Below are 23449 nucleotides of genomic sequence, written 5' to 3' on the forward strand. Positions count from 1 at the left end.
CCAGTTGCGAATATCGAAGGAAAGCGTTTCATTTCAAGGGAATGTTGTATTTATCAACTATTTTTGAACGAACGACAGGCAGTATATCATTGAAACGGTCGTTAAAGCAGCCTGCCAGATCGCCAATTTGTAAAATAGTTGTTGTTTTGTGCCTTTTGCCCTGCGGGTTGCAGGGACTTGTGCTGGCTAAACCTGTCAGAAGGCCTGACGGATAATGCGGATGACGTTTTCCAGGACCGGATCGCGCAAACTCAGCTTGTTATAATGAAGTGAAATCTCGATAGATTCCGCATTAAGCTGGCTGAGCGGAATGCTTTCCAGCGGCCAGCATTTTCGTAGCAGACTGTACAGGCGTGATGGCATAACGCACAGCATGTCGCTGCTACCGATCAGGGATGCGGTGGTAAACATATTGTAGCTGCTGAAGCTGATCTGTCGTTCAGGGAAAATTTCATCAATGCGCTGACGAAGTGCATGGTTAGACTGCCCTTCGGTCATGAAAGACGAATGGTCGTAGTTGCGAAGGTTTTCGATGGTCAACGGCTCGCTAAGAGCAGGATGCTGCTGGCGGCAAACCAGCACCAGATTATCTGCATAGAGCACATTTTGACCGAGCGCTCTGGCACTGAAGCTGCCGCTTTCTATAATCAGGTCCGTCTGGAACTGGGCAAGTTGAATGTCAGGTTCATTGAGAGGCACATTGCGAAGCAGGAGCTGCGGAGCATGCTCTTTCACGGCCTGAAAGATCGCAGGCATGACCAGTACACCCACAGAAGGGGAACAGCCGATGGTGATGGTTCTTTGCTTATCATAGCTCCCGGTTAAATCCAGTGCGCCCAGAATCGACTCCAGACCCTGGCTGATATACTCATGCAGATGCGTGGCGTAAGCCGTCGGCGTTACCCCCTGGCCCTTACGGATAAATAACGGGTCAGGAAATATAGCGCGCAGCTTTTGGATTGACTGGCTTATTGCTGAAGGCGTGAGATTAAGAATTTTCGCAGCGTTAACGATACCCTTATGGACATATACTGCCTCAAAAATAGTCAATAAATTGAGATCAATATTACGTAAAGTCCGAAAAATTTGCGGCTTGTCTTCGCCACCAGGTTCATTCAGTCGTTTGGCTGGTAAATTATTATACTCCACGCTTTCACTCCGTATACATTCACAATATGAATGATAGTTGAATTTATTTATTATGCTTGTAGAGATTCGTAAAGTGTTGGTTTTGTTTCACTTGTTTATCAAAAGCAAACACTTGTGTGATAATTGCTCACGTTACTTATGCCGTGTTTGCCGTACTTGCTGGAGGCTAAATAATATGTAGCGGTAATATTCGGGCGCTTCGAAAATATAGAATCTGTGGAATATTGTAAAGCGCAAAAACGGTAAATAAACGGTGGCCCGCCAAATTAGCGAGCCATGTTGTATGATATATTAAGCAGCGATATATTCGTGTGGGGGATTGTTAAGTAGTGCTAAAACATTCTTCAAAAGCACGGGACGAATACTGTCTGGCGTAGCGGTTTCAACCCACTGACGCACTTGCGTCATTTCCATGCCGGCGTAGCCGCAGGGGTTTATGCGCTGGAAAGGGGCGAGATCCATATTAATGTTCAATGCCAGGCCGTGGAACGAACAGCCTTTACGAATACGCAGCCCCAGAGAGCAGATTTTCATTTCCCCAACGTACACCCCAGGCGCATCGGCTCGCGGATGCGCATCAATACCATATTCCGCCAGCGTGTTGACGACAGTTTGTTCCAGTAAGGTAACCAGTTCGCGGACGCCCAGCTTTCTGCGCTTCAGGTTGAGCAGGACGTACATCACCTGCTGCCCGGGTCCATGGTAAGTGACCTGACCGCCGCGATCGCTCTGAATAACCGGGATATCTCCCGTCATTAACAAATGTTCTGCTTTACCCGCCTGACCCTGAGTAAATACCGGCAGGTGTTCGACAAGCCAGATCTCATCCGGGGTGCTGTCATCGCGTGAATCGGTGAAGTCATGCATAGCCTGGGAGACAGGCTCATAAGGTTGCAGCCCGAGGTGACGGACCAGAATTTTATCCTGATACAAAACTGCGTCTCCGAAGACGAGGGACAAAAGGTGTGCGGGATTATATCACAGCGGGGAGAGGGGTTACCCGGCAAACCGGGTAACCGCAAAGGGGCTACAGCACCATACGAACAATTTCGATATTGCCGAGTTCTTCGTAAAGCGTTTCAACCTGCTCAATATGTGTCGCAGTGATGGTAATAGAAACCGAGTGGTAGTTGCCCTTGCTGCTTGGTTTTACTGACGGAGAGTAGTCACCGGGCGCATGGCGCTGTACCACTTCAACCACCTGATCAACCAGCTCAGGTTTCGCCAGACCCATTACTTTGTAGGTAAATGAGGTAGGGAATTCAAGCAGTTCGTTAAGTTTGGTTTTCATGTCAGCTCCGGCGTAACGTCAAAAAATAATAACTCCCACGTCAGGTGGGAGTTATCAGGATACTTAGTATATGGGGATCAAAATCACACTTTCAAGTGTTCAATTTTTAACCAAACCAGTGGTGGAACATCAATTTAATGTAATCAATGATTTTGCCGAAGAAATTGCCTTCAGGAATTTCTTGCAGGACCACCAGCGGACGCTGATCGATCGTTTTGCCATCCAGCTGGAAGTTGATCGTGCCCACAACCTGGTTTTTCTGCAGCGGGGCGTGCAGCTCGGTGCTGTTCAGTACGTAGCTGGCTTTCAGATCCTTCATACGACCACGCGGAATGGTCAGATAGAGATCTTTATCAACACCGAGTGAAGCACGGTCGTTGTCGCCGAACCAGACGGGTTCAGACGCAAACTCTTTGCCTGCTTTCAGTGGGTTCACGGTTTCGAAGAAACGGAAGCCCCAGGTCAGCAGCTTCTTGCTTTCTGTTTCACGACCTTTGAAGGTGCGGCCGCCCATCACGGCAGAGATCAGACGCATCTGACCTTCAGTGGCAGAGGCCACCAGGTTGTAGCCCGCTTTGTCGGTGTGGCCAGTTTTGATGCCGTCAACGTTCAGGCTGTTATCCCACAGCAGACCGTTACGGTTGGTCTGACGAATACCGTTGAAGGTGAACTCTTTCTCTTTATAGATAGAGTATTCATTGGGGACATCGCGGATCAGCGCCTGACCAATCAGAGCCATGTCACGCGCGGAGCTGTACTGGCCGTCTGCATCCAGGCCGTGTACGGTCTGGAAATGGCTATTTTTCAGACCCAGCGCGTTCACGTAGCTGTTCATCAGGCCCACGAAGGCGTCCTGGCTACCGGCGGCGAAATCGGCCATTGCCACGCAGGCGTCGTTACCCGACTGCAGGTTGATACCGCGAATCAGCTGGGAAACAGGAACCTGCATACCCGGCTTCAGGAACATCAGAGAGGAACCTTTGAAAACAGGGTTCCCGGTTGCCCACGCATCGTTACCGATGGTGACCAGATCCGATTCTTTGAATTTACCCGCCTTCATCGCCTGGCCGATAACGTAGCTGGTCATCATTTTGGTCAGGCTGGCCGGGTCACGGCGGGCATCGGCATTCTGTTCTGCCAGCACTTTGCCAGAGTTGTAATCGATCAGGATGTAGGATTCCGCGTCGATTTGCGGAACGCCAGGGATCATGGTCTTGATATTCAGGTCATCGGCGTGAGCTGCAGAGAGCGCAGCCGCGCAAAGGGCCGTGGTCAGCGCCATGCGCTGCACAAAACGAGCAGAAAAAGTGGTCTTCATGGTCAGAACTACGACATCCGTGATGGAATTAAAAAAAGTGCCTTACTATAGCAAATGCTATTCAGGCAGGCATCCGACTTTAAGCATGAGTTTGTGAATGCGTTTTACACAAACTGACAATTCGGATACCGCCGGTTAATTATTTTGCAACAGCGATAAATGACTGAAGCTGAGCTTCATTCTGCAAACGCTGCTGCAGGGAGGCGGCCTGCGATTTGCTGGCAAACGGCCCCATCTGAATGCGCCAGACCGCACCGTTCTGCTCAACGCGTCCTGGTACGCCAAACTGCTGGCTCAGACGCTGCTGATACTGTTTGGCCCGGGCCTGATCGCTCACTGCACCGACCTGAACCACATAGCTGCCGCTGGCTGCTGTTGGAGCCGCCACCGCCGCACTTTGCGTGGCCGCGGGCGCCGTTACGGGAGCCGGCTGGGTTGCTGGCGCGGCAACGGGAGCAGGGGCTGGAGTAGGCTCACTGCCTTCCAGCACGCCCGAGGCTAAGGTCGTTGGGGCGCCAAGAAAACCGCTACTCTTTACCGGCGCGCCGGTAGAATCTTCGCTTTGCAGCGTATCATTACTGATCGGGCGGATTTCTCCCCCCGGCTGAGCAGGCTCTGCCGGAGACGAGACGCTTCCCATTCCGCCGTCAAGATTTGGGCGGTCAGGAAGGGCATAGGTCTGTTTTGCGACCGTCGTACACGCGGTTCCCGGCCCGGAGAGCGAACCATCCTGCGCGACGATAATCGGGTCAATACGGACCTTGGTGTTGTTCGAGGTGTTCAGGCGATCGGCAGACGCGCGCGACAGGGAAATCACCCGGTCATTCCCGTACGGGCCGCGGTCGTTGATGCGCACGACGATCATACGGCCGTTCGCCAGGTTGGTGATACGGGCGTAGCTCGGGATAGGCAGCGTCGGATGTGCTGCCGTCAGCTGCATTGGGTCGAACGCTTCCCCGGATGCCGTCAGGTTACTGCCTGGCTCGGCATCATAAATGGCGGCAAAGCCCGCCTGACTGAAACGGGAAGGGTCCTGAACAATTTTATAGCTTTTGCCGTCGCGCTCGTAATCCTGATTGGCACTGGCATTCAGCGGTTCATAAACGGGATCGGCACCGCTGATTTCAACGATCGGGCCATTACACACCGCAGGCTGCGGCGGCGCGACGGTTGCCTGTTGCTGACCATCATCACTTGTGCAGGCCGCAAGTAAACTTGCCGCAATGCAGATCCCCAGCCACTGCTTACGCATTCCGATCCCCTTATTTTTATACGCTTTTTGACAACATTTTTCTGTGGGTATGGATCGACATCACGATACCAAACCCGGCCATCAACACGATCAGTGCCGAGCCTCCGTAACTCACCAGCGGCAGCGGTACGCCTACCACCGGCAGAATACCACTCACCATACCAATATTTACGAAGACATAAACGAATAAAATCAGCATCAACCCGCCAGCCATGACGCGACCAAAGGTGGTTTGCGCGCGTGCTGCAATCCACAATCCACGCATGATCAGCAGTACATAAAGCGCCAGCAATATTAAGATGCCAACCAGTCCCAGTTCTTCCGCCAGTACGGCAAAGATAAAGTCGGTGTGGCGTTCCGGTAAAAATTCCAGCTGAGACTGCGTGCCGTGCAGCCAGCCTTTACCGCGCAGCCCGCCGGAGCCAATCGCAATCTTTGACTGAATAATATGATAGCCCGCGCCCAGCGGATCGGTTTCCGGATCGAGCAGCATCATAACGCGCTGGCGCTGGTAGTCATGCATCAGGAAGAACCACAGGATAGGAATGAAAGCCGCAATCAGCACCACCGCGATACCAATCAGGCGCCAGCTCAGTCCCGACAGGAACAGGACAAACAGGCCGGAGAGGGCAATAAGGATTGAGGTCCCCAGGTCAGGCTGTGCCGCAACCAGCAGCGTTGGCAGGAAAATCAGCACCAGCGCGATAGCGGTATTCTTCAGAGACGGCGGACAGACGTCGCGGTTGATAAAGCGTGCCACCATCAGTGGAACGGCGATTTTGGCAATTTCAGAGGGCTGGAAGCGGACAACGCCCAGATCCAGCCAGCGCTGCGCCCCTTTTGAAATGGCGCCAAACGCATCGACCGCAACCAGCAGAATAATACAGAAGATGTAGAGATAGGGCGCCCAGCCTTCGTAGACGCGCGGCGGGATCTGCGCCATCACCACCATGATAATTAGACCCATGGCGATCTGGCCGATTTTGCGCTCCATCATCCCGATGTCCTGGCCGCTGGCGCTCCAGATAACCAGCGCGCTGTAAACCAGCAGAGCCAGCAGGATCAGCAGCATGGCTGGGTCGATGTGGATTTTGTCCCACAGCGATTTTTTATTTGGATTATCCGTCATGATTATTGGTCCTCCGCCGCAGCGGCGGCCGGGTTTTCAGCCGGCAGTTCGGTGTTGTTATCACCCAGCATGATGTGGTCAAGGATCTGGCGCATGATGGTCCCTACTGCAGGCCCGGCACCGCCGTTCTCGAGAATCATTGCCACCGCGACCTGCGGGTTGTCATAAGGAGCAAACGCCGTCATCAGCTTATGGTCACGCAGACGTTCAGCAATGCGGTGCGCGTTATAGGTTTCATTGGCCTTAAGACCAAACACCTGCGCAGTACCGGACTTCGCCGCCACTTTGTACGGCGTCCCGGCGAAATACTTGTGTGCGGTACCGTTCGGGCGGTTTGCCACGCCGTACATACCGTCTTTCGCAATTTCCCAGAAGCCTGAATGTATGTCACCCACCGGGGCTTCATGCGGCTGGTTCCACGGCACTTTTTTGCCGTCTTCAACCGTACTCTGCAGCAGATGCGGCACTTTCACCACGCCGTCATTGATGAGGATCATCATGGCTTTGTTCATCTGAAGCGGCGTTGCCGTCCAGTAGCCCTGACCGATACCCACCGGAATGGTGTCGCCCTGATACCACGGTTTTTTAAAACGCTTCAGCTTCCATTCGCGCGTCGGCATGTTGCCGGAGCGTTCTTCTGCAAGGTCAACGCCGGTATAGTGTCCGTAGCCGAATTTGCTCATCCATTCTGACAGGCGGTCGATCCCCATGTCATACGCCACCTGATAGAAGAAGGTATCCGCAGACTCCTCCAGCGATTTGGTGACGTTCAGATGACCGTGGCCCCATTTTTTCCAGTCACGATAGCGCTTATCTGAGCCAGGCAGCTGCCACCAGCCTGGGTCAAACAGGCTGGTATTACGGTTGATGACGCCGGCACTCAGCGCAGAAACCGCGACGTACGGTTTAACCGTTGATGCCGGCGGGTAAACCCCTTGCGTTGCACGGTTCACCAGCGGCGTGTTCGGATCGTTCAGCAGACCGGAATAGTCTTTACTGGATATGCCGTCAACGAAGAGGTTCGGGTCATAGCTAGGCATGGAGACCATCGCCAGGATGCCGCCGGTACGAGGATCGGTGACCACAACGGCTGCACGACTGCCCGCCAGCAGGGTTTCAATATACTGCTGAAGCTTGAGGTCGAGCGTCAGATAGACGTCATGCCCCGCCTGAGGCGGCACTTCTTTCAGCTGGCGGATCACGCGGCCACGGTTGTTAACCTCAACCTCTTCATAGCCGGTTTGCCCGTGCAGAACGTCTTCGTAGTAACGTTCGATCCCCAGCTTACCGATATCGTGCGTTGCGGCGTAGTTGGCCAGCTTGCCGTCTTTATCAAGACGGTCAACGTCTTTGTCGTTAATTTTGGAGACGTAGCCAATTACATGCGTCAGGGCGGAGCCGTAGGGATAGTAGCGACGCTTATAGCCCTTCACTTCCACGCCGGGGAAACGGTACTGGTTCACCGCAAAGCGGGCCACCTGAACTTCCGTCAGATTGGTTTTAACCGGAATGGAGGTAAAACGGTGAGAGCGGGCGCGCTCTTTTTTGAAGGCGGCGATATCGTCATCGTTAAGATCAACAACGCTCTTCAGCGCTTCCAGCGTATCCTGAACATTATCGACTTTTTCCGGCATCATCTCGATTTGATAGATGGTGCGGTTTAGCGCCAGCGGGGTGCCGTTACGATCGTAAATAATGCCGCGGCTGGGTGCGATAGGCACCAGCTTAATACGGTTTTCGTTTGAACGCGTCTGGTAGTCGGTAAAGCGGACAATTTGCAGATTATAAAGGTTGGCGATCAGCACGCCGGTAAGCAGCAAAATCCCGGTAAAGGCGACCAGCGCCCGGCGCACAAACAGCGCGGACTCAGCCGTATAGTCGCGAAAAGAATTCTGTAGTTTCATCCGCTGCTTAATCTACCCTGGTCAGTCATTACTCGCGGTGATAGGGGTGGTTGGTAGTAATGCTCCACGCGCGATACAGGCTTTCAGCCACCAGTACCCGAACGAGCGGGTGGGGAAGCGTCAGCGCGGAGAGGGACCAACTTTGTTCAGCCGCCGCTTTGCAGGCAGGGGATAACCCTTCTGGCCCGCCAATCAACAGACTGACGTCACGGCCATCCTGCTTCCAGCGCTCCAGTTCATGCGCCAGCTGCGGCGTATCCCAGGGCTTACCTGGAATATCGAGGGTGACGATGCGGTTCTTGCCTGCGGCAGCCAGCATCAGTTCGCCCTCTTTATCGAGAATACGTTTGATATCAGCGTTCTTGCCGCGCTTACCGGCGGGAATTTCCACCAGCTCGAACGGCATGTCTTTTGGAAAACGACGCAGATATTCAGTAAAACCGGTTTGTACCCAGTCCGGCATTTTGGTGCCGACAGCGACCAGCTGCAACTTCACGCATTAACCCCAGAGTTTTTCCAGCTCATACAGGCGACGGCTCTCGTCCTGCATGACGTGGACAATCACATCGCCGAGGTCGACCACCACCCAGTCAGCCGTCGCTTCACCTTCAACGCCCAGCGGCAACAGCCCTGCTGCACGCGATTCCTGAACCACGTGATCGGCAATCGAAACAACATGACGCGTCGATGTACCGGTGCAGATGATCATGCAGTCGGTAATACTGGATTTACCCTTAACGTCGATAGCGATGATGTCCTGACCTTTCAGGTCATCAATTTTGTCAATAACAAAATCCTGGAGTGCTTTACCCTGCAAGTTTTCCCCCTGGGGTGAATGAGATTGTAAAACTTTGAATTCGTAGCCAGACAGTATACCTGAACTCACGCCTGTGTCGGGACAAATGTCTCCGGTCGGGCTTCAGAAGGCGGGTATCATCCCACCCTCCGCCTGAGATTGCATCGCCATTTTTGTAAAACAATTTCTGTAAAGCAATTATCGGCGGGAAAGTCTGGCAGCGGAGAATAACAGTATGGCTTACCCTGTCAAGGCAGGATAAACAATAAGCCGCTTTTTATGCCTTCCGGCTATTCATCTGCGCTTTTCTGATACAAACCGTGCGCATGGATATAGGCTAACACCGGTGCGGGGAGCAGATCGTCACAGGCTAAACCCTGCTGTAAACGCTCACGAATGAGGGTCGCAGAGATATCGAACCACGGCGTTTCCGCCAGATAGATCTTCCCGGCAGGCTGATTATGAAGATCTTCAACATTATCGGTGAGATGGTCTTCCAGCCACTGCTGGTACTGCGCTTCGCGCATGGTCAGCGGATAGCCCGGACGGCGGCAGACCAGCAGGTGGCTGTTCTCCAGAATAGTTTCATACTGATGCCATGTGGGGAAATTCAGCAGGGAATCCTGGCCGATCATAAACGCCAGCGGCTGGTCTGGCCCTTGTTCGGCGCGCCACTCCTGAAGCGTCTGAGATGTCCAGGAGGGGGTGTCGCGACGCAGCTCACGCTCGTCAAGTCGGAAGAGGGGTTTATCCGCAATGGCAAGGGCAAGCATCTCTTTTCGCTGCTCGCTGGTCGCCTCGGGCTGTGGACGATGGGGCGGGACATTGTTGGGCATAATGGTGACGCGCTGAAGGCCGATCAGATTCGCCAGAATTTCAACCGGCTTCAGATGCCCGTAATGTACCGGGTCGAAGGTGCCGCCATATAAGGCCTGTAAAGAATGCATGCTATCCATCAATAAAAACGTCTGCCAGCGCCTTGTGGCAGAGCAGCAGAGAAAGGCTTTCCAGCTCCGCCCACACCGACTGGCCGTAATCTTGTTTTAACGTGAGCTCTGCGCGCATCAGAAGCTGTACAGCCTGACGAAGCTGTTCATGACTCAGGCGGTTGACGGCCTCGGTGGTCAAAGCCCGGCGATTTTGCCACACGCGGTGTTTATCAAACAGCGAACGCAGCGGCGTATGGGCAGACTGACGCTTGAGCGTAATCAGCAGCAGTAATTCGCGCTGCAGCGTACGCAGCAGAATAACGGGTTCGCTCCCTTCGAGACGCAGCTGTTGCAGAATATGCAGGGCGCGTTTGCTTTTCGCCGACAGCAGCGCGTCCACCCAGTGGAACGGCGTGAAGTGTGCCGCGTCGTTAACGGCCTGCTCGACGCGCGGCAAGGTCAGCTTGCCATCCGGCCAGAGCAGGGAGAGTCTGTCCAGCGCCTGTGCCAGTGCAAGCAGATTGCCTTCATAGCAGTAGCAGAGCAGTTGGTTCGCCGCATCATCCAGCTCAAGGTTGTTCTGCTTCGCTCTCGCTGCGACCCATTTTGGCAGATGCGCCTGTTCAGGCGTCTGACAGGTGACCTGTACCGCGTGGGCTGCGAGTTGGGTGAACCACGCCGCGTTTTCCTGCGCTTTGGTGAGTTTGTTACCGCGCACAATCAGCAGCAGATCGCTGTGAAGCAGGCTGACCAGCGTGGCCAGCTGTTCATTGATGGCCGCGTTAGGGCCGTTCTCCGGCAGCAGGATCTGAATAGTCTGGCGCGACGCAAAAAGGCTCATCGCCTGACAGAGTGAGAAGAGGGCATTCCAGTCGGTGCTGTTATCCAGCTGGACGGTGTGGTGTTCATCGAAGCCCTGAGAAGCGGCCTCATGCCGCACGGCATCCAGGCTTTCCTGAAGTAATAACGGATCGTTTCCAAGAAGCAGATACGCCGCGCGCAGCCCTTCTTTGAGCTGCGCGCGGAGTTGTTCAGGATACAGCCTGATCATCATTTACCCAGAGAGTTAGCAGCAGGAAGCGTGCCAGCAACCGGTTTTTCAACAATGTCAGAGCCTTGTTTGGTAGACGCTGCAATACTTGGCAGTTTACGGATTAGCTGTTCCGCCGCCTTGTCGTACATTTCGTTGATGATAATCTGCTGTTCGGCATCTTTTGCCAGCGCCGTCTGCGGGTTATCGAAGAACGAACGGTACACTTTCGTGCTGATCGGATAGATGTCTTTACCCGGGATCAGGACCGCTGCGCTGACCGTCAGCACCATCTGATATTCAGCTGTACGGCCATCCTGGAAGATAGAAGCGGTATCTCTCGACAGACCTCCTCCTATAATACGCAGAGACGGTACATCCTGGCGCAGCGTTTGTTTCTCAACAAGCTCAACGCCGTTCAGACGCAGCTGATTACGAATTGCCCGGCTGAGTGGGCCATTCGGATCTGATGAGTCGAAAATCATCGTTTTCATCTCAGCAGGCACCGCCGTGGTATTGCGCAGGTGCCATCCGCAGCCAGCGGTGACAAGCACCGCCAGTGATAAGAGTATTGTTGCCAGTTGTCGCACGTTTCCTCCCGCGCTTAGCCAACGACCAGATTGAGCAGTTTACCCGGTACGTAGATCACTTTACGTACGGTAACGCCCTCAAGATATTTTGCGACCAGAGGTTCCTGACCCGCGCGCTCGCGAACCTGTTCTTCGGTTGCATCGACCGCCACGGTAATTTTACCGCGGACTTTACCGTTCACCTGAACCACTACCAGCGTCGTGTTTTCCACCATCGCGGCTTCGTCAGCCTGCGGCCACGGCGCGTTGTCGATATCGCCTTCGCCTTTCAGCTCCTGCCACAGGGTGAAGCTAACGTGTGGAGTGAACGGGTTCAGCATGCGAACAACAGCCAGCAGTGCTTCACGCATTAAGGCGCGATCCTGCTCACCGTCCTGCGGGGCTTTCGCCAGCTTGTTCATCAGTTCCATAATAGCCGCAATTGCGGTATTGAAGGTCTGACGACGACCAATATCATCGGTCACTTTCGCAATCGTTTTATGAACATCGCGACGCAGCGCCTGCTGATCTTCAGTCAGTGCGGCGGCGTTCAGCGCCGGGGCATCACCCAGAGCAGTATGTTCATAAACCAGTTTCCAGACGCGTTTCAGGAAACGGTTAGCGCCTTCAACGCCAGATTCCTGCCACTCCAGAGTCATATCAGCCGGAGAGGCAAACATCATGAACAGACGAACGGTGTCCGCACCGTAGCGCTCAACCATCACCTGTGGGTCGATACCGTTGTTTTTCGACTTGGACATCTTGCTCATGCCGGTATAAACCAGTTCATGGCCTTCGGCGTCTTTCGCCTTCACGATACGGCCTTTCTCGTCGCGCTCGACGATGGCGTCAACCGGAGAAACCCAGTTACGCTCGCCGTTGGCACCGACGTAATAGAATGCATCTGCCAGCACCATGCCCTGACACAGCAGCTGTTTGGCCGGTTCGTCAGAGTTCACCATGCCCGCATCGCGCATCAGCTTGTGGAAGAAGCGGAAGTAAAGCAGGTGCATGATGGCGTGTTCAATGCCGCCGATGTAGATATCTACCGGCAGCCAGTAGTTTGCCGCTTTGGAATCCAGCATGCCTTCCTGATACTGCGGACAGGTGTAGCGAGCATAGTACCAGGATGACTCCATAAAGGTGTCAAAGGTGTCTGTTTCGCGCAGCGCAGGCTGACCGTTGACGGTGGTTTTTGCCCACTCAGGATCGGCTTTGATCGGGCTGGTGATGCCGTCCATGACGACGTCTTCCGGCAGGATCACCGGGAGCTGATCTTCCGGCGTTGGCATCACGGTGCCATCTTCCAGCGTCACCATTGGGATTGGTGCACCCCAGTAACGCTGACGGGAAACACCCCAGTCGCGCAGACGGAAGTTAACCTTACGCTCACCCACGCCCAGAGAGGCCAGCTTATCGGCGATGGCGTTGAAGCCCTCTTCGAAGCTCAGACCGCTGAACTCGCCGGAGTTGAACAAGGTCCCTTTTTCGGTCAGCGCTTGTTCAGACAGGTCTGGTTCTGAACCGTCAGCCGCCAGGATAACAGGCTTGATGGTCAGGCCATATTTGGTGGCAAATTCGTAGTCGCGCTGATCGTGACCCGGAACGGCCATCACGGCGCCCGTGCCGTATTCCATCAGTACGAAGTTGGCGGCCCAGACAGGGATCGCTTCGCCAGTCAGCGGGTGAATGGCTTTAAAGCCGGTATCAACGCCTTTTTTCTCCATCGTTGCCATATCGGCTTCGGCCACTTTGGTGTTGCGGCATTCGTCGATGAAGGTAGACAGTTCCGGATTGTTTTCTGCCGCTTTCTGCGCCAGCGGGTGACCTGCGGCCACGGCCAGGTAGGTCGCGCCCATGAAGGTGTCCGGACGGGTGGTGTAGACGGTCAGGGTCTGGTCGTAGTTCTCAACGTTGAAGGTGATTTCCACGCCTTCGGAACGGCCGATCCAGTTGCGCTGCATGGTCTTAACGGTATCTGGCCAGTGGTCCAGATTATCCAGATCGTTCAGCAGCTCATCAGCGTAAGCGGTGATTTTGATAAACCACTGAGGGATCTCTTTACGCTCAACTTTGGTGTCACAGCGCCAGCAGCAGCCATCAATAACCTGTTCGTTCGCGAGAACGGTCTGGTCGTTCGGGCACCAGTTAACGGCAGAGGTCTTCTTATACACCAGCCCTTTTTTGTACAGCTCGGTGAAGAACTTCTGCTCCCAGCGATAGTATTCTGGGGTACAGGTTGCCAGCTCGCGGCTCCAGTCATAGCCAAAGCCCAGCATTTTGAGCTGGTTTTTCATGTACGCGATGTTGTCGTACGTCCACGGTGCCGGTGCGGTGTTGTTTTTGACCGCTGCGCCTTCCGCAGGAAGACCGAACGCATCCCAGCCGATAGGCTGGAGCACGTTTTTGCCGAGCATGCGCTGGTAACGCGCAATCACATCGCCGATGGTGTAGTTACGCACGTGGCCCATGTGTAGTCGACCAGAAGGATAGGGAAGCATCGACAGGCAGTAATACTTCTCTTTGCTCTCGTCTTCGGTTACTTCAAAGGTGCGCTTCTCGTCCCAGTGTTGCTGGACTTTTGATTCTATCTCTTCCGGGCGGTATTGCTCTTGCATGGCAGCCAGTGGTCCTGTTTTCAATACAGCTACAAATGTAGCCAATGGATGTGGTAATTCAGATCCGCATAGCATAGCCCAAACGCCCGCGTCAAAACAGCCTTTCGCACAAATGCGCTTTGCAGGAATTTACCGGGTCTGTGCTTCACCTGACAAAGCGGCGGTGAAATAAGGTCTATTATTAGAAATAGTTACTTACCCGGGAGGCAAAATGATGAACAAGGTTGCTCAATTTTACCGCGAACTGGTGGCGACACTGACGGAGCGGCTGCGTAACGGCGAGCGCGATATCGACGCGCTGGTGGAGCAGGCGCGTGCCCGTGTGTCGCAAACGGGTGAGTTAACGCGAACCGAAGTGGAAGAGGTGACGCGTGCCGTGCGTCGCGATCTGGAAGAGTTTGCTCGCAGCTACCAGGAGAGCCAGGAGGAGGTCACGGACAGCGTTTTCATGCGGGTGATCAAAGAGAGCCTGTGGCAGGAGCTGGCCGACATCACGGATAAAACGCAGCTGGAGTGGCGTGAAGTCTTTCAGGATTTGAACCACCACGGTGTGTACCACAGCGGTGAGGTGGTCGGGCTGGGAAATCTGGTGTGCGAGAATTGCCACCACCATATTGCGGTCTATACGCCGGACGTGCTGCCGCTGTGTCCGAAATGCGGCCACGATCAGTTCCAGCGTCGGCCGTTTGAGCCCTAGGTAAAGCGCAGGTTTGCGCCCTCTCCCTGTGGGAGAGGGCCGGGGTGAGGGCATCAGGCCGCACTACGCACTATAGTAAGCCAGCCTCTCCGCCAGCAAATCCACAAACGCCTCCCGGTCAATATCCACCATCACCGTAGTATTCGGCTTATTTCCCGTCAGTGAGTAGTAGTCCACCACCGTCATGCCCTGGGTGTATTTCCCCTGCGTTTCGACGCCAACCCATCTGTGAACCGTAGTAAACATCTCCGGTTTTAACAGCCAGGCAATGGTACACGGATCGTGCAGCGGCGCGCCGTGGAAGCCCCACTTCTCGGCTTTGTGATACTCCATAAAGAAGTCGAGCAGCTCAGCCACGGTTGTCGCGACCGGATTACCCACGGCACGGAAGCGCTCAATGTCGTCTGCCATAATCTGTGCGCGATGGGTCACGTCCAGCCCTGCCATCACAACTGGCAAGCCTGACTGGAACACAATCTCCGCCGCTTCCGGGTCGACAAAAATGTTGAATTCTGCAGACGGCGTCCAGTTTCCCAGCCCCATGGCTCCGCCCATGATGACGATACGGGCGATTTTACCGTGCAGTTCAGGATGGCAGTTCAGCAGCAGCGCGACGTTGGTTTGCGGTCCCGTTGCCACCAGCGTGACGGGCTCCGCGCTCTCGCGCAGCACCTTCGCCATCAGCACCACGGCGGTACAGTTTTGCGGCGTAAAGCCCGGCTCCGGCAGTGCCGGACCGTCCAGCCCGCTTTCACCATGCACGTTATCCGCGATAATTAATTCACGCATCAGGGGCTTGAGGGCGCCACCGGCGACGGGAATATCGGTGCGCCCAAGCAGCGTCAGCATGCGCAAAACGTTACGCAGGGTTTTATCCGGCGTCTGGTTTCCGGCGGAAGAGGTGACGGCTTTGACGTCGAGTTCAGGGGAGGCAAGTGCAAGAACGAGCGCGATCGCGTCATCATGACCCGGATCGCAATCGAAAATGATGGGTTGTGCCATAGCGTTCTCCATTTATAGCGTTATTTTGTGACAAGGTTAACGCTGCAATGTGACGCCGAATAGATAAAGAGAGTTAAAGCGTGAAGCAGTGCGCAATCCGCAGATTGCGCACCGGGAAGATTAGTGCAGGATTTTGGCGAGGAAATCTTTCGCACGTTCAGATTTCGGGTTGGCGAAGAACTCCTCTTTCGGAGAATCTTCGACAATTTTCCCTTCGTCCATAAAGATCACGCGGTTGGCCACCTTACGTGCGAAGCCCATTTCGTGGGTCACAACCATCATGGTCATCCCTTCGTGCGCCAGCTCGACCATCACGTCCAGCACTTCGTTGATCATCTCTGGATCGAGCGCCGACGTTGGCTCATCAAACAGCATCGCCACTGGATCCATGCACAGCGCGCGGGCGATCGCCACACGCTGCTGCTGGCCGCCAGAAAGCTGCGCCGGGAACTTATCGGCATGCGCCGAGAGCCCAACGCGTTCCAGGAGCTTAAGGCCTTTCTCGCGCGACGCTTTTTTATCACGCTTAAGCACTTTTACCTGCGCCAGCGTCAGGTTCTCAATAATGGAGAGGTGTGGGAACAGCTCAAAATGCTGGAACACCATGCCAACGTGAGAGCGAAGCTGGGCGAGGTTGGTTTTCTTGTCGTTGACTTTGGTGCCGTTGACGACGATCTCACCCTGCTGGACCGGCTCCAGTCCGTTAACAGTTTTGATCAGCGTCGATTTACCGGAACCGGACGGCCCGCACACCACTACCACATCACCTTTTTTTACCTCGGTGGAGCAGTCGGTCAGCACCTGAAAGTGCCCATACCATTTAGAAACATTTTTCAGGGAAATCATTATACCGTCCTTTTCTTCAGCCAGCTGACCAACAGCGACGCGCTTAAACTAATCACAAAATAGACCGCACCCGCAAAGAGCACCATCTCAACCTGCGTACCATCACGTTCGCCGATGGTTGACGCGGTACGGAAAAAGTCTGCCAGACTCAGAACGTAGACCAGCGAGGTATCCTGGAACAACACGATACCCTGGGTAAGCAGGAGCGGAACCATGGCGCGAAACGCCTGCGGCAGAATAATGAGCTGCATGGACTGCCAGTGCGTCATCCCCAGGGCCAGCGCGGCGCTGGATTGCCCACGGGAGATACTCTGAATGCCCGCTCGGATAATCTCAGAGTAGTAAGCGGCCTCAAACATTGAGAACGCCACCATGGCGGAGATCAGACGGATATCGGTTTTCGGCGACAGCCCCAGCACGTTTTGCAGGAAGCCGGGCACAATCAGGTAAAACCACAACAGCACCATCACCAGCGGGATGGAACGGAACACGTTAACGTAGGCGGTTGCAAACCATGCGAGCGGCTTAAAGCTCGACAGGCGCATGACGGCCAGCAGGGTGCCCCAGACGATACCGACGATGATGGCAATGACGGTGATTTTTAAGGTAATCATCAGTCCATCAAGCAGGTAAGGCATGGATGGAACGACAGAACTCCAGTCAAATTCGTACATTATTTGCCCCCCATGTTGCCCGGCAGGCGAATTTTGCGTTCAACCAGGTTCATCACCAGCATGATGAAAGCGTTAATCAGAACATACGCGAGCGTGATCGCGGTGAAGGATTCCCACGCGTGAGCGGAGTAATCCAGCAGTTTGCCCGCCTGCGCGGCCATATCGACCAGGCCGATAGTCGAGGCGATGGCCGAGTTTTTCACCAGGTTCATCATCTCTGAGGTCATCGGTGGAACGATAACGCGGTAGGCGTTTGGCAGCAGCACGTAGCGGTAGGTTTGGGGCAGCGTCAGGCCCATCGCCAGGCCCGCATTTTTTTGTCCGCGCGGCAATGACTGAATGGCGGCACGCACCTGCTCGCAAACGCGCGCAGCGGTAAACAGCCCCAGACACATCATGGAGGAGACAAAAAACTGCACGTTCGGATCCAGTTCCGACTTGAACCACATGCCAATATTTTCCGGCAGCAGTTCCGGGATAACCAGATACCAGGTAAAGAATTGCACGATCAGCGGAACGTTACGGAACAGTTCCACATACAGGGTGCCAAGTGTTGAAAGAAAGCGGTTAGGGACGGTGCGCAGAATACCGAACAAAGAACCGACAAGAAACGCGATAATCCACGCCGTTATCGATAATGCCACGGTGACCTGAAAGCCGCTCCACAGCCAGCCAAGATAGGTGGTGTTGCCGAACGGGGCTTGTTGCAGGAATATGCCCCAGTTCCAGTCGATTGACATAATAAACTCCAGAAAAAAAAGGGTAGCAGCGCTACCCTCGAAGATTGGTGAGAAGCTCATTTTTCGCGCTGAGTGGGGAACGACCACTCAACGTATAGTCTGTCCATGCTTCCCGACAATCGAGAGGGCAGGAGATCCCGCCCCTGTTGTTCTAATTAGTTAAGAGCCTTGTCATTTGGAGATTTGAACAGCGCTTTCATGTCGTCAGACAGTTCAAAATTCATGTTCAGGTTTTTCGGTGGAATCGGGTTCTTGAACCATTTGTCGAACCATTTTTCCGCTTCGCCGGAGGTCTGCACCTGAGCGATGGTGTCATCGATCAGCTTTTTAAACTGCGGATCGTCTTTACGCAGCATACAGCCGTAGGCTTCTTTCGACTGCGCGGTACCGACGATATCCCAGTTGTCTGGTTTTTTCGCTTTCGCACGCTCGCCCGCCAGCAGGGCGTCATCCATCATAAATGCGACGGCACGACCGCTTTCCAGGGTACGGAAGGAGTCGCCATGGTCTTTCGCGCTGATGATGCGCATGTCCATTTTCTTCTCGTCGTTCAGCTTGTGGAGCAGCACTTCTGACGTGGTACCGGAGGTCACGACAACCGCTTTACCTTTCAGGTCAGCGAAGTCTTTGATCTCACCGCCTTTCTTCGTCAGCAGGCGGGTACCCACGACAAAGATGGTGTCAGAGAAAGCAGCCTGTTTCTGACGCTCCAGGTTGTTAGTGGTGGAGCCACACTCGAAGTCAAAGGTGCCGTTTTGCAGCAGTGGAATACGGTTCTGTGAAGTGATTGGGATCAGCTTCACCTGCAGGTCAGGTTTGTTCAGCTTTTTCTTCACGGCTTCAACGATGGCGTTGGAGTAATCCTGTGAATAGCCCACGACTTTTTGCGTGTTGTCGTAGTAAGAGAACGGGACAGAAGATTCACGGTGGCCGACCACGATAACGCCGTTTTTGGCAATCTTGTCGAGAGTACTGCCTGCTGCAGGCGCATCTTCAGCGTGAACCACGCCTGCAGACATTCCCATAACCAGCATTGCTGTGGCCAGTTTACGTAATTGCATACCCAACTCCTTTTTTATCAGCGCCAGCGACGCATTGATACCCATTGTGATGTTGTTATATCTCGCGCAATGCGAGTGCAGTGTTATGCAAGCTTGTTAACATTTAGTCTGGCTTAATGTAAAGATTTTGCTGCGTTATTGTTTATTTTTGCGAAGCGCGCCGCACCATTCAGAGGCAAATATCTCCCGTTGCACCGTTACGGTGCTGCCGGTGATCTACGCTGGTGCGACAAAGTTGCACGTTAAGCCAAACTGCGTTTACCTGAATAAACAAAGCAATAGGCGTGCCAGTTTTAAGATTTGGGAGGGATTGCCGGGTAAGGCGTAGCCGCCACCCGGCAACAGAAGGGAAGGTTATTTACGACGCTGGCGCAGGCTCATCAGCACCGCGCCAAAGCCGAATAGCGCGGTCAGGATCCACAGCGGCCAGTTGCCGGTGCGCGCATATGGAGTCAGGCCTGTGGTTGGCGTGACATTCGTGGTCAGCACCTCTCGGGTAAACTGCGGGATCATCGCCTGGATTTCACCCTGCGGACCAATCACGGCGGTGATGCCGTTGTTGGTGCTGCGCAGCAGCGGACGCGCCAGCTCCAGAGAGCGCATACGTGCCATCTGGAAGTGCTGCCACGGGCCGATAGACTTACCAAACCAGGCATCGTTGGAGATGGTCAGCAGATAGTCTGTATCAGGGCGGAAGTTATCACGCACCTGCTCGCCGAGGATGATTTCGTAGCAGATAGCCGCCGTCAGGGCTGCGCCGTGCGCGTGCAGCTGAGGCTGTACGTACGGGCCGCGGCTGAAGGAGGACATCGGCAGGTCGAAGAACGGGGCCAGCGGGCGCAGAATCGACTCCAGCGGGACAAATTCACCGAACGGCACCAGATGGTTCTTGTTGTACCGGTCAGTGGAGTGGTAGCTGTATTCGCTGTCTTTTCCGAGCGTAATGATGGTGTTGTAGGTGTCGTAGCGGTTCTGCTGATTCAGACGTGCATCGACAATCCCGGTGATTAGCGTGCTGCCACGCGAGAGCAGCAGGTCGTTCATCATGCTGAGGAACGGCTGCTGGTTGATCTCCAGATCGGGAATGGCAGACTCCGGCCAGATAATCAGCTGCGATTTGCCCATCACCTCTTCGGTGGCGTTGGCGTAGATCTTCAGCGTGTTCAGCAGCTCTTTCTCGTCCCACTTCATGGACTGCGGGATGTTCCCCTGAACCATGGAAACCTGCATGGCGCGCGCGGGCTCAGGCGTGAACCACTGGATATAGCGCAGCGGGAAGGGCAGGGCGAACAGCACCAGCGCCACAACCAGCGGCTTCCAGCCGCGCGTGACCAGCGCCAGGACCAGCAGGCCGCTGACCACCATCAGCAGGAAGTTAATGGCCTCAACGCCCATGACCGGCGCCAGGCCCTTGAGCGGGCCGTCAATCTGACTGTAGCCGAACTGCAGCCACGGGAAGCCGGTCAGCACCCAGCCGCGCAGGAACTCCGTGATTTGCCAGACCACCGGTGCGGCAATGGCGACGCGCAGCCAAGTGGTTTTGGGCCACAGGCGAGAAAGGATGCCGGCGAACAGGCCGGTATAAAGCGAGAGATACGCGGCGAGCAGTACCACCAGGAAGACGTTTACCGGGCCAGGCATACCGCCAAACTGGGCGATGCTGACGTAGACCCAGTTAATACCTGAGCCAAACAGCCCCAGTCCCCAGAAGTAGCCGATAGCGGCAGCCTGTACCGGACGACGGTTCAGGGTCAGACCCTGAAGCCCCATCAGGGAGAGTATGGCCGCGGGCCAGATATCGTAAGGAGAAAAAGCCAGCGTACCGCTGGCTCCGAGTAACAGCGCCAGCAGCAAACGGACGCGCTGGCGTTCAAGCAATGGGGCAAATGCCATTTACATTAATCTTCCAGTTTTGGCACCGGTGAGTCGTCCGGCGTTCTGACGTGAACCTGTATAATACGTCGGCTGTCGGCCATGGCTACTTTGAACTGGTAACCGTCGATGTCAACGGTCTCACCGCGCGCCGGGAGATGACCAAAGGCCTGCATCACCAGCCCGCCAATGGTATCGACCTCTTCATCGCTGAAGTGGGTCCCGAAGGCGTCGTTGAAGTCCTCAATGGAGGCCAGCGCGCGCACGGTCCAGGTGTGGCGGCTGAGCTGACGGAAGTCGATATCCTCTTCTTCGTCGTACTCGTCTTCGATTTCGCCCACGATCAGCTCAAGGATATCCTCGATCGTGACCAGACCGGAGACGCCACCAAATTCATCAATAACAATCGCCATGTGGTAACGCTGAGAGCGAAACTCTTTCAGCATCCGATCCACACGTTTACTTTCCGGCACAACCACGGCCTGGCGTAACACTTTTTCCATGCTGAAGGCTTCGGCATCGCTGCGCATAAACGGCAGCAGATCTTTCGCCATCAAAATCCCTTCGATGTGATCTTTGTCTTCGCTGATGACCGGGAAACGCGAGTGGGCGGATTCGATGATGACATCGAGGCACTCGTCCAGGGTCTGGTTACGTTTCAGGGTGATCATCTGCGAGCGGGGGATCATGATATCGCGAACGCGCTGGTCGGCGATGTCCATAACCCCTTCGAGCATTTCGCGCGTATCTTCATCGATAAGGTCGTTCTGCCCGGAATCACGAATCAGCTCCAGCAGTTCATCACGGTTTTTGGGTTCGCCGTGGAAAAGCTGGTTCAGAATGAGGGAGAAAAATCCCTTTTTACTGGTTGTCGTGTCGCTACTGTGTGAATTGTCGTCGCTCATGGCGTTTGTTAAGGGTTCTCTTGTTAGTTCAACGTATACAGCCACGCGATATCCTTTCGTGGCGGCAGGGGAGTCAGTCAGGTGACGGACTATTCTTTCTCGGCAATGTACGGATCCTCATAGCCCAGAGCAAGCATTATCTCTGTCTCGAGGGACTCCATCTCTTCCGCTTCGTCATCTTCAATGTGATCGTAGCCGAGCAGATGCAGACTGCCGTGTACCACCATATGCGCCCAGTGGGCCTCAAGCGGCTTTTGCTGCTCTTTGGCTTCCTGTTCAACCACCTGACGGCAGATGATCAGATCGCCCAGCAGCGGCATCTCAATGCCCGGAGGCGCTTCGAACGGGAAAGAGAGCACGTTGGTCGGCTTATCTTTCCCGCGATAGGTCAGGTTAAGCTCATGGCTTTCCGCTTCATCCACCAGGCGAATCGTAACTTCTGATTCTTCCTGAAACTGAGGAATAACGGCATCCAGCCATTTCTGAAACTGTGCCTCATCTGGCATGCCGGAATTGTCTTCACAGGCCAGCTGTAAATCGAGGATCACCTGACTCATTTCTGTTCTTGCTCCTGCGCTTCGCGCTTACGTTCTGCGGCCAGTTCGGCCTTACGCTTCTGATCCGCCTCTTCCCAGGCTTCATAGGCGTTAACGATACGCGCGACCACCGGGTGGCGTACCACGTCTTCACTATGGAAGAAGTTAAAGCTGATTTCGTCGACCTCGGCCAGCACTTCAATGGCGTGGCGCAGGCCTGATTTGGTGCTGCGCGGCAGGTCGATCTGGGTGACGTCACCGGTGATGACCGCTTTCGAGTTAAAGCCGATACGCGTCAGGAACATTTTCATCTGTTCGATGGTGGTGTTCTGGCTTTCATCAAGAATGATGAACGCATCGTTCAGCGTACGGCCGCGCATGTAGGCGAGCGGGGCAACTTCGATAACGTTACGCTCAATGAGCTTCTCGACCCTCTCAAAGCCCAGCATTTCGAACAGCGCATCGTATAAAGGACGCAGATACGGGTCGACCTTCTGGCTCAGATCGCCCGGCAGGAAGCCCAGCTTTTCGCCCGCTTCAACGGCCGGACGGGTCAGCAGAATTCGACGGATCTCCTGGCGTTCCAGCGCATCGACCGCCGCGGCAACGGCCAGATAGGTTTTACCCGTGCCCGCCGGCCCCACCCCGAAGGTGATGTCGTGGTCGAGGATATTGGCGATGTACTGTGCCTGGTTTGGCGTACGCGGCTTAATGACGCCACGTTTCGTCTTGATATTGATTGCCTTACCGTAGTCCGGAACGCTTTCCGCGCTTTGCTCAAGCACGCGCGCCTCTTTAATGGCGAGGTGAATTTGTTCCGGTTCGATATCCTGAATTTCGCCGCGCATGGGGGATGTATCCACATACAGGCTACGCAGAATGTCCGCAGCGGCGTTGACGCAGATAGGGCGCCCGGTAAGTTTGAAATGATTATCGCGACGATTGATTTCGATACCGAGACGTCGCTCCAGTTGTTTGATGTTGTCATCAAACGGCCCGCACAGGCTCAGCAGGCGAGCGTTGTCTGCTGGCTCAAGGCTAATTTCACGCGTATCTATGTTCAAACTGTTCCTCTTTAATTGGTTAACTGACCCGCTGCCACACGGCGTAATAAAACGGTCATTACCGAAA

The 23449-nt window shown here is 54.6% G+C and carries 23 protein-coding genes; 1 reads left to right on the forward strand and 22 read right to left on the reverse strand.

Features of this window, described 5'->3' with window-relative positions:
- Positions 1 to 195 precede the first annotated feature (195 nt).
- From FOY93_RS06310 to leuS, 13 genes are all read right to left on the reverse strand, one after another.
- A complete protein-coding gene (locus tag FOY93_RS06310) occupies positions 196 to 1149 on the reverse strand; it encodes a YbeF family transcriptional regulator (RefSeq protein ID WP_115874489.1) in 954 nt (317 codons plus the stop codon).
- A 291-nt stretch (positions 1150 to 1440) separates the two neighbouring features.
- Positions 1441 to 2082 (reverse strand): lipoyl(octanoyl) transferase LipB, encoded by a 642-nt coding sequence (lipB, locus tag FOY93_RS06315; RefSeq protein ID WP_111964398.1) that lies wholly within the window; start codon positions 2080 to 2082, stop codon positions 1441 to 1443.
- Positions 2083 to 2176: 94 nt separating this feature from the next.
- A complete protein-coding gene (gene ybeD, locus FOY93_RS06320) occupies positions 2177 to 2440 on the reverse strand; it encodes a DUF493 family protein YbeD (RefSeq protein ID WP_006177135.1) in 264 nt (87 codons plus the stop codon).
- Between the two features lie 106 nt (positions 2441 to 2546).
- Positions 2547 to 3758 (reverse strand): D-alanyl-D-alanine carboxypeptidase DacA, encoded by a 1212-nt coding sequence (gene dacA, locus FOY93_RS06325; protein WP_032638844.1) that lies wholly within the window; start codon positions 3756 to 3758, stop codon positions 2547 to 2549.
- 139 nt (positions 3759 to 3897) lie between these two features.
- A complete protein-coding gene (gene rlpA, locus FOY93_RS06330) occupies positions 3898 to 5010 on the reverse strand; it encodes an endolytic peptidoglycan transglycosylase RlpA (protein WP_111964397.1) in 1113 nt (370 codons plus the stop codon).
- Positions 5011 to 5026: 16 nt separating this feature from the next.
- The gene (gene mrdB, locus FOY93_RS06335) at positions 5027 to 6139 is read right to left on the reverse strand and encodes a peptidoglycan glycosyltransferase MrdB (protein WP_023310746.1); all 1113 of its coding nucleotides are present in this window, start codon (positions 6137 to 6139) and stop codon (positions 5027 to 5029) included.
- Between the two features lie 2 nt (positions 6140 to 6141).
- Positions 6142 to 8043 carry a peptidoglycan DD-transpeptidase MrdA gene (gene mrdA / locus FOY93_RS06340; protein ID WP_008501038.1) on the reverse strand — a complete coding sequence of 634 codons (1902 nt, stop codon included), beginning with the start codon at positions 8041 to 8043 and terminating at the stop codon, positions 6142 to 6144.
- Between the two features lie 28 nt (positions 8044 to 8071).
- Positions 8072 to 8539 (reverse strand): 23S rRNA (pseudouridine(1915)-N(3))-methyltransferase RlmH, encoded by a 468-nt coding sequence (gene rlmH / locus FOY93_RS06345; protein ID WP_003858701.1) that lies wholly within the window; start codon positions 8537 to 8539, stop codon positions 8072 to 8074.
- A gap of 3 nt (positions 8540 to 8542) precedes the next feature.
- Positions 8543 to 8860, reverse strand: a complete 318-nt coding sequence (rsfS, locus tag FOY93_RS06350) for a ribosome silencing factor (protein WP_023334893.1) — start codon at positions 8858 to 8860, stop codon at positions 8543 to 8545.
- A gap of 269 nt (positions 8861 to 9129) precedes the next feature.
- Positions 9130 to 9795 (reverse strand): nicotinate-nucleotide adenylyltransferase, encoded by a 666-nt coding sequence (gene nadD, locus FOY93_RS06355; protein ID WP_143344828.1) that lies wholly within the window; start codon positions 9793 to 9795, stop codon positions 9130 to 9132.
- Positions 9788 to 10819: a DNA polymerase III subunit delta gene (gene holA, locus FOY93_RS06360; RefSeq protein ID WP_115874492.1), complete on the reverse strand. Its 1032-nt coding sequence runs from the start codon at positions 10817 to 10819 to the stop codon at positions 9788 to 9790. Before holA ends, nadD begins: the two co-directional genes overlap by 8 nt.
- Positions 10819 to 11388, reverse strand: a complete 570-nt coding sequence (gene lptE, locus FOY93_RS06365; protein WP_111964394.1) for an LPS assembly lipoprotein LptE — start codon at positions 11386 to 11388, stop codon at positions 10819 to 10821. Before lptE ends, holA begins: the two co-directional genes overlap by 1 nt.
- Before the next feature lie 14 nt (positions 11389 to 11402).
- Positions 11403 to 13985 carry a leucine--tRNA ligase gene (gene leuS, locus FOY93_RS06370; protein ID WP_143344829.1) on the reverse strand — a complete coding sequence of 861 codons (2583 nt, stop codon included), beginning with the start codon at positions 13983 to 13985 and terminating at the stop codon, positions 11403 to 11405.
- 214 nt (positions 13986 to 14199) lie between these two features.
- Here leuS and FOY93_RS06375 point away from each other — a divergent pair, with 214 nt between their 5' ends.
- The gene (locus FOY93_RS06375) at positions 14200 to 14682 is read left to right on the forward strand and encodes a zinc ribbon-containing protein (RefSeq protein ID WP_111964474.1); all 483 of its coding nucleotides are present in this window, start codon (positions 14200 to 14202) and stop codon (positions 14680 to 14682) included.
- 63 nt (positions 14683 to 14745) lie between these two features.
- On the opposite strand, the gene rihA is transcribed toward FOY93_RS06375, so the two are convergent.
- The 9 genes from rihA to FOY93_RS06425 all read right to left on the reverse strand — a co-directional run bounded on the left by rihA (position 14746) and on the right by FOY93_RS06425 (position 23382).
- Positions 14746 to 15684: a pyrimidine-specific ribonucleoside hydrolase RihA gene (gene rihA, locus FOY93_RS06380; RefSeq protein ID WP_143344830.1), complete on the reverse strand. Its 939-nt coding sequence runs from the start codon at positions 15682 to 15684 to the stop codon at positions 14746 to 14748.
- Between the two features lie 120 nt (positions 15685 to 15804).
- Entirely contained in the window at positions 15805 to 16530 is a 726-nt protein-coding gene (locus tag FOY93_RS06385; RefSeq protein WP_014883001.1) for an amino acid ABC transporter ATP-binding protein, read from the reverse strand.
- Positions 16530 to 17204: a glutamate/aspartate ABC transporter permease GltK gene (gltK, locus tag FOY93_RS06390; RefSeq protein WP_111964391.1), complete on the reverse strand. Its 675-nt coding sequence runs from the start codon at positions 17202 to 17204 to the stop codon at positions 16530 to 16532. The genes FOY93_RS06385 and gltK overlap by 1 nt, the downstream gene beginning before the upstream one ends.
- Positions 17204 to 17944 (reverse strand): glutamate/aspartate ABC transporter permease GltJ, encoded by a 741-nt coding sequence (gene gltJ, locus FOY93_RS06395; protein ID WP_008501048.1) that lies wholly within the window; start codon positions 17942 to 17944, stop codon positions 17204 to 17206. The genes gltK and gltJ overlap by 1 nt, the downstream gene beginning before the upstream one ends.
- Positions 17945 to 18099: 155 nt before the next feature.
- Positions 18100 to 19005 (reverse strand): amino acid ABC transporter substrate-binding protein, encoded by a 906-nt coding sequence (locus FOY93_RS06400; protein WP_008501049.1) that lies wholly within the window; start codon positions 19003 to 19005, stop codon positions 18100 to 18102.
- 354 nt (positions 19006 to 19359) lie between these two features.
- Positions 19360 to 20898, reverse strand: a complete 1539-nt coding sequence (gene lnt, locus FOY93_RS06410) for an apolipoprotein N-acyltransferase (protein WP_143344831.1) — start codon at positions 20896 to 20898, stop codon at positions 19360 to 19362.
- 5 nt (positions 20899 to 20903) lie between these two features.
- Entirely contained in the window at positions 20904 to 21782 is an 879-nt protein-coding gene (corC, locus tag FOY93_RS06415; protein WP_021242574.1) for a CNNM family magnesium/cobalt transport protein CorC, read from the reverse strand.
- Positions 21783 to 21871: 89 nt separating this feature from the next.
- Positions 21872 to 22339, reverse strand: a complete 468-nt coding sequence (gene ybeY, locus FOY93_RS06420) for an rRNA maturation RNase YbeY (RefSeq protein WP_008501052.1) — start codon at positions 22337 to 22339, stop codon at positions 21872 to 21874.
- Complete coding sequence (locus FOY93_RS06425) at positions 22336 to 23382, reverse strand: PhoH family protein (protein WP_136195349.1); 1047 nt, start codon at positions 23380 to 23382, stop codon at positions 22336 to 22338. The genes ybeY and FOY93_RS06425 overlap by 4 nt, the downstream gene beginning before the upstream one ends.
- Between the last annotated feature and the right edge of the window lie 67 nt (positions 23383 to 23449).

The organism is Enterobacter sp. 18A13, assembly GCF_007035975.1.
In the GTDB taxonomy this organism is placed as follows: Bacteria; Pseudomonadota; Gammaproteobacteria; order Enterobacterales; family Enterobacteriaceae; genus Enterobacter; species Enterobacter vonholyi.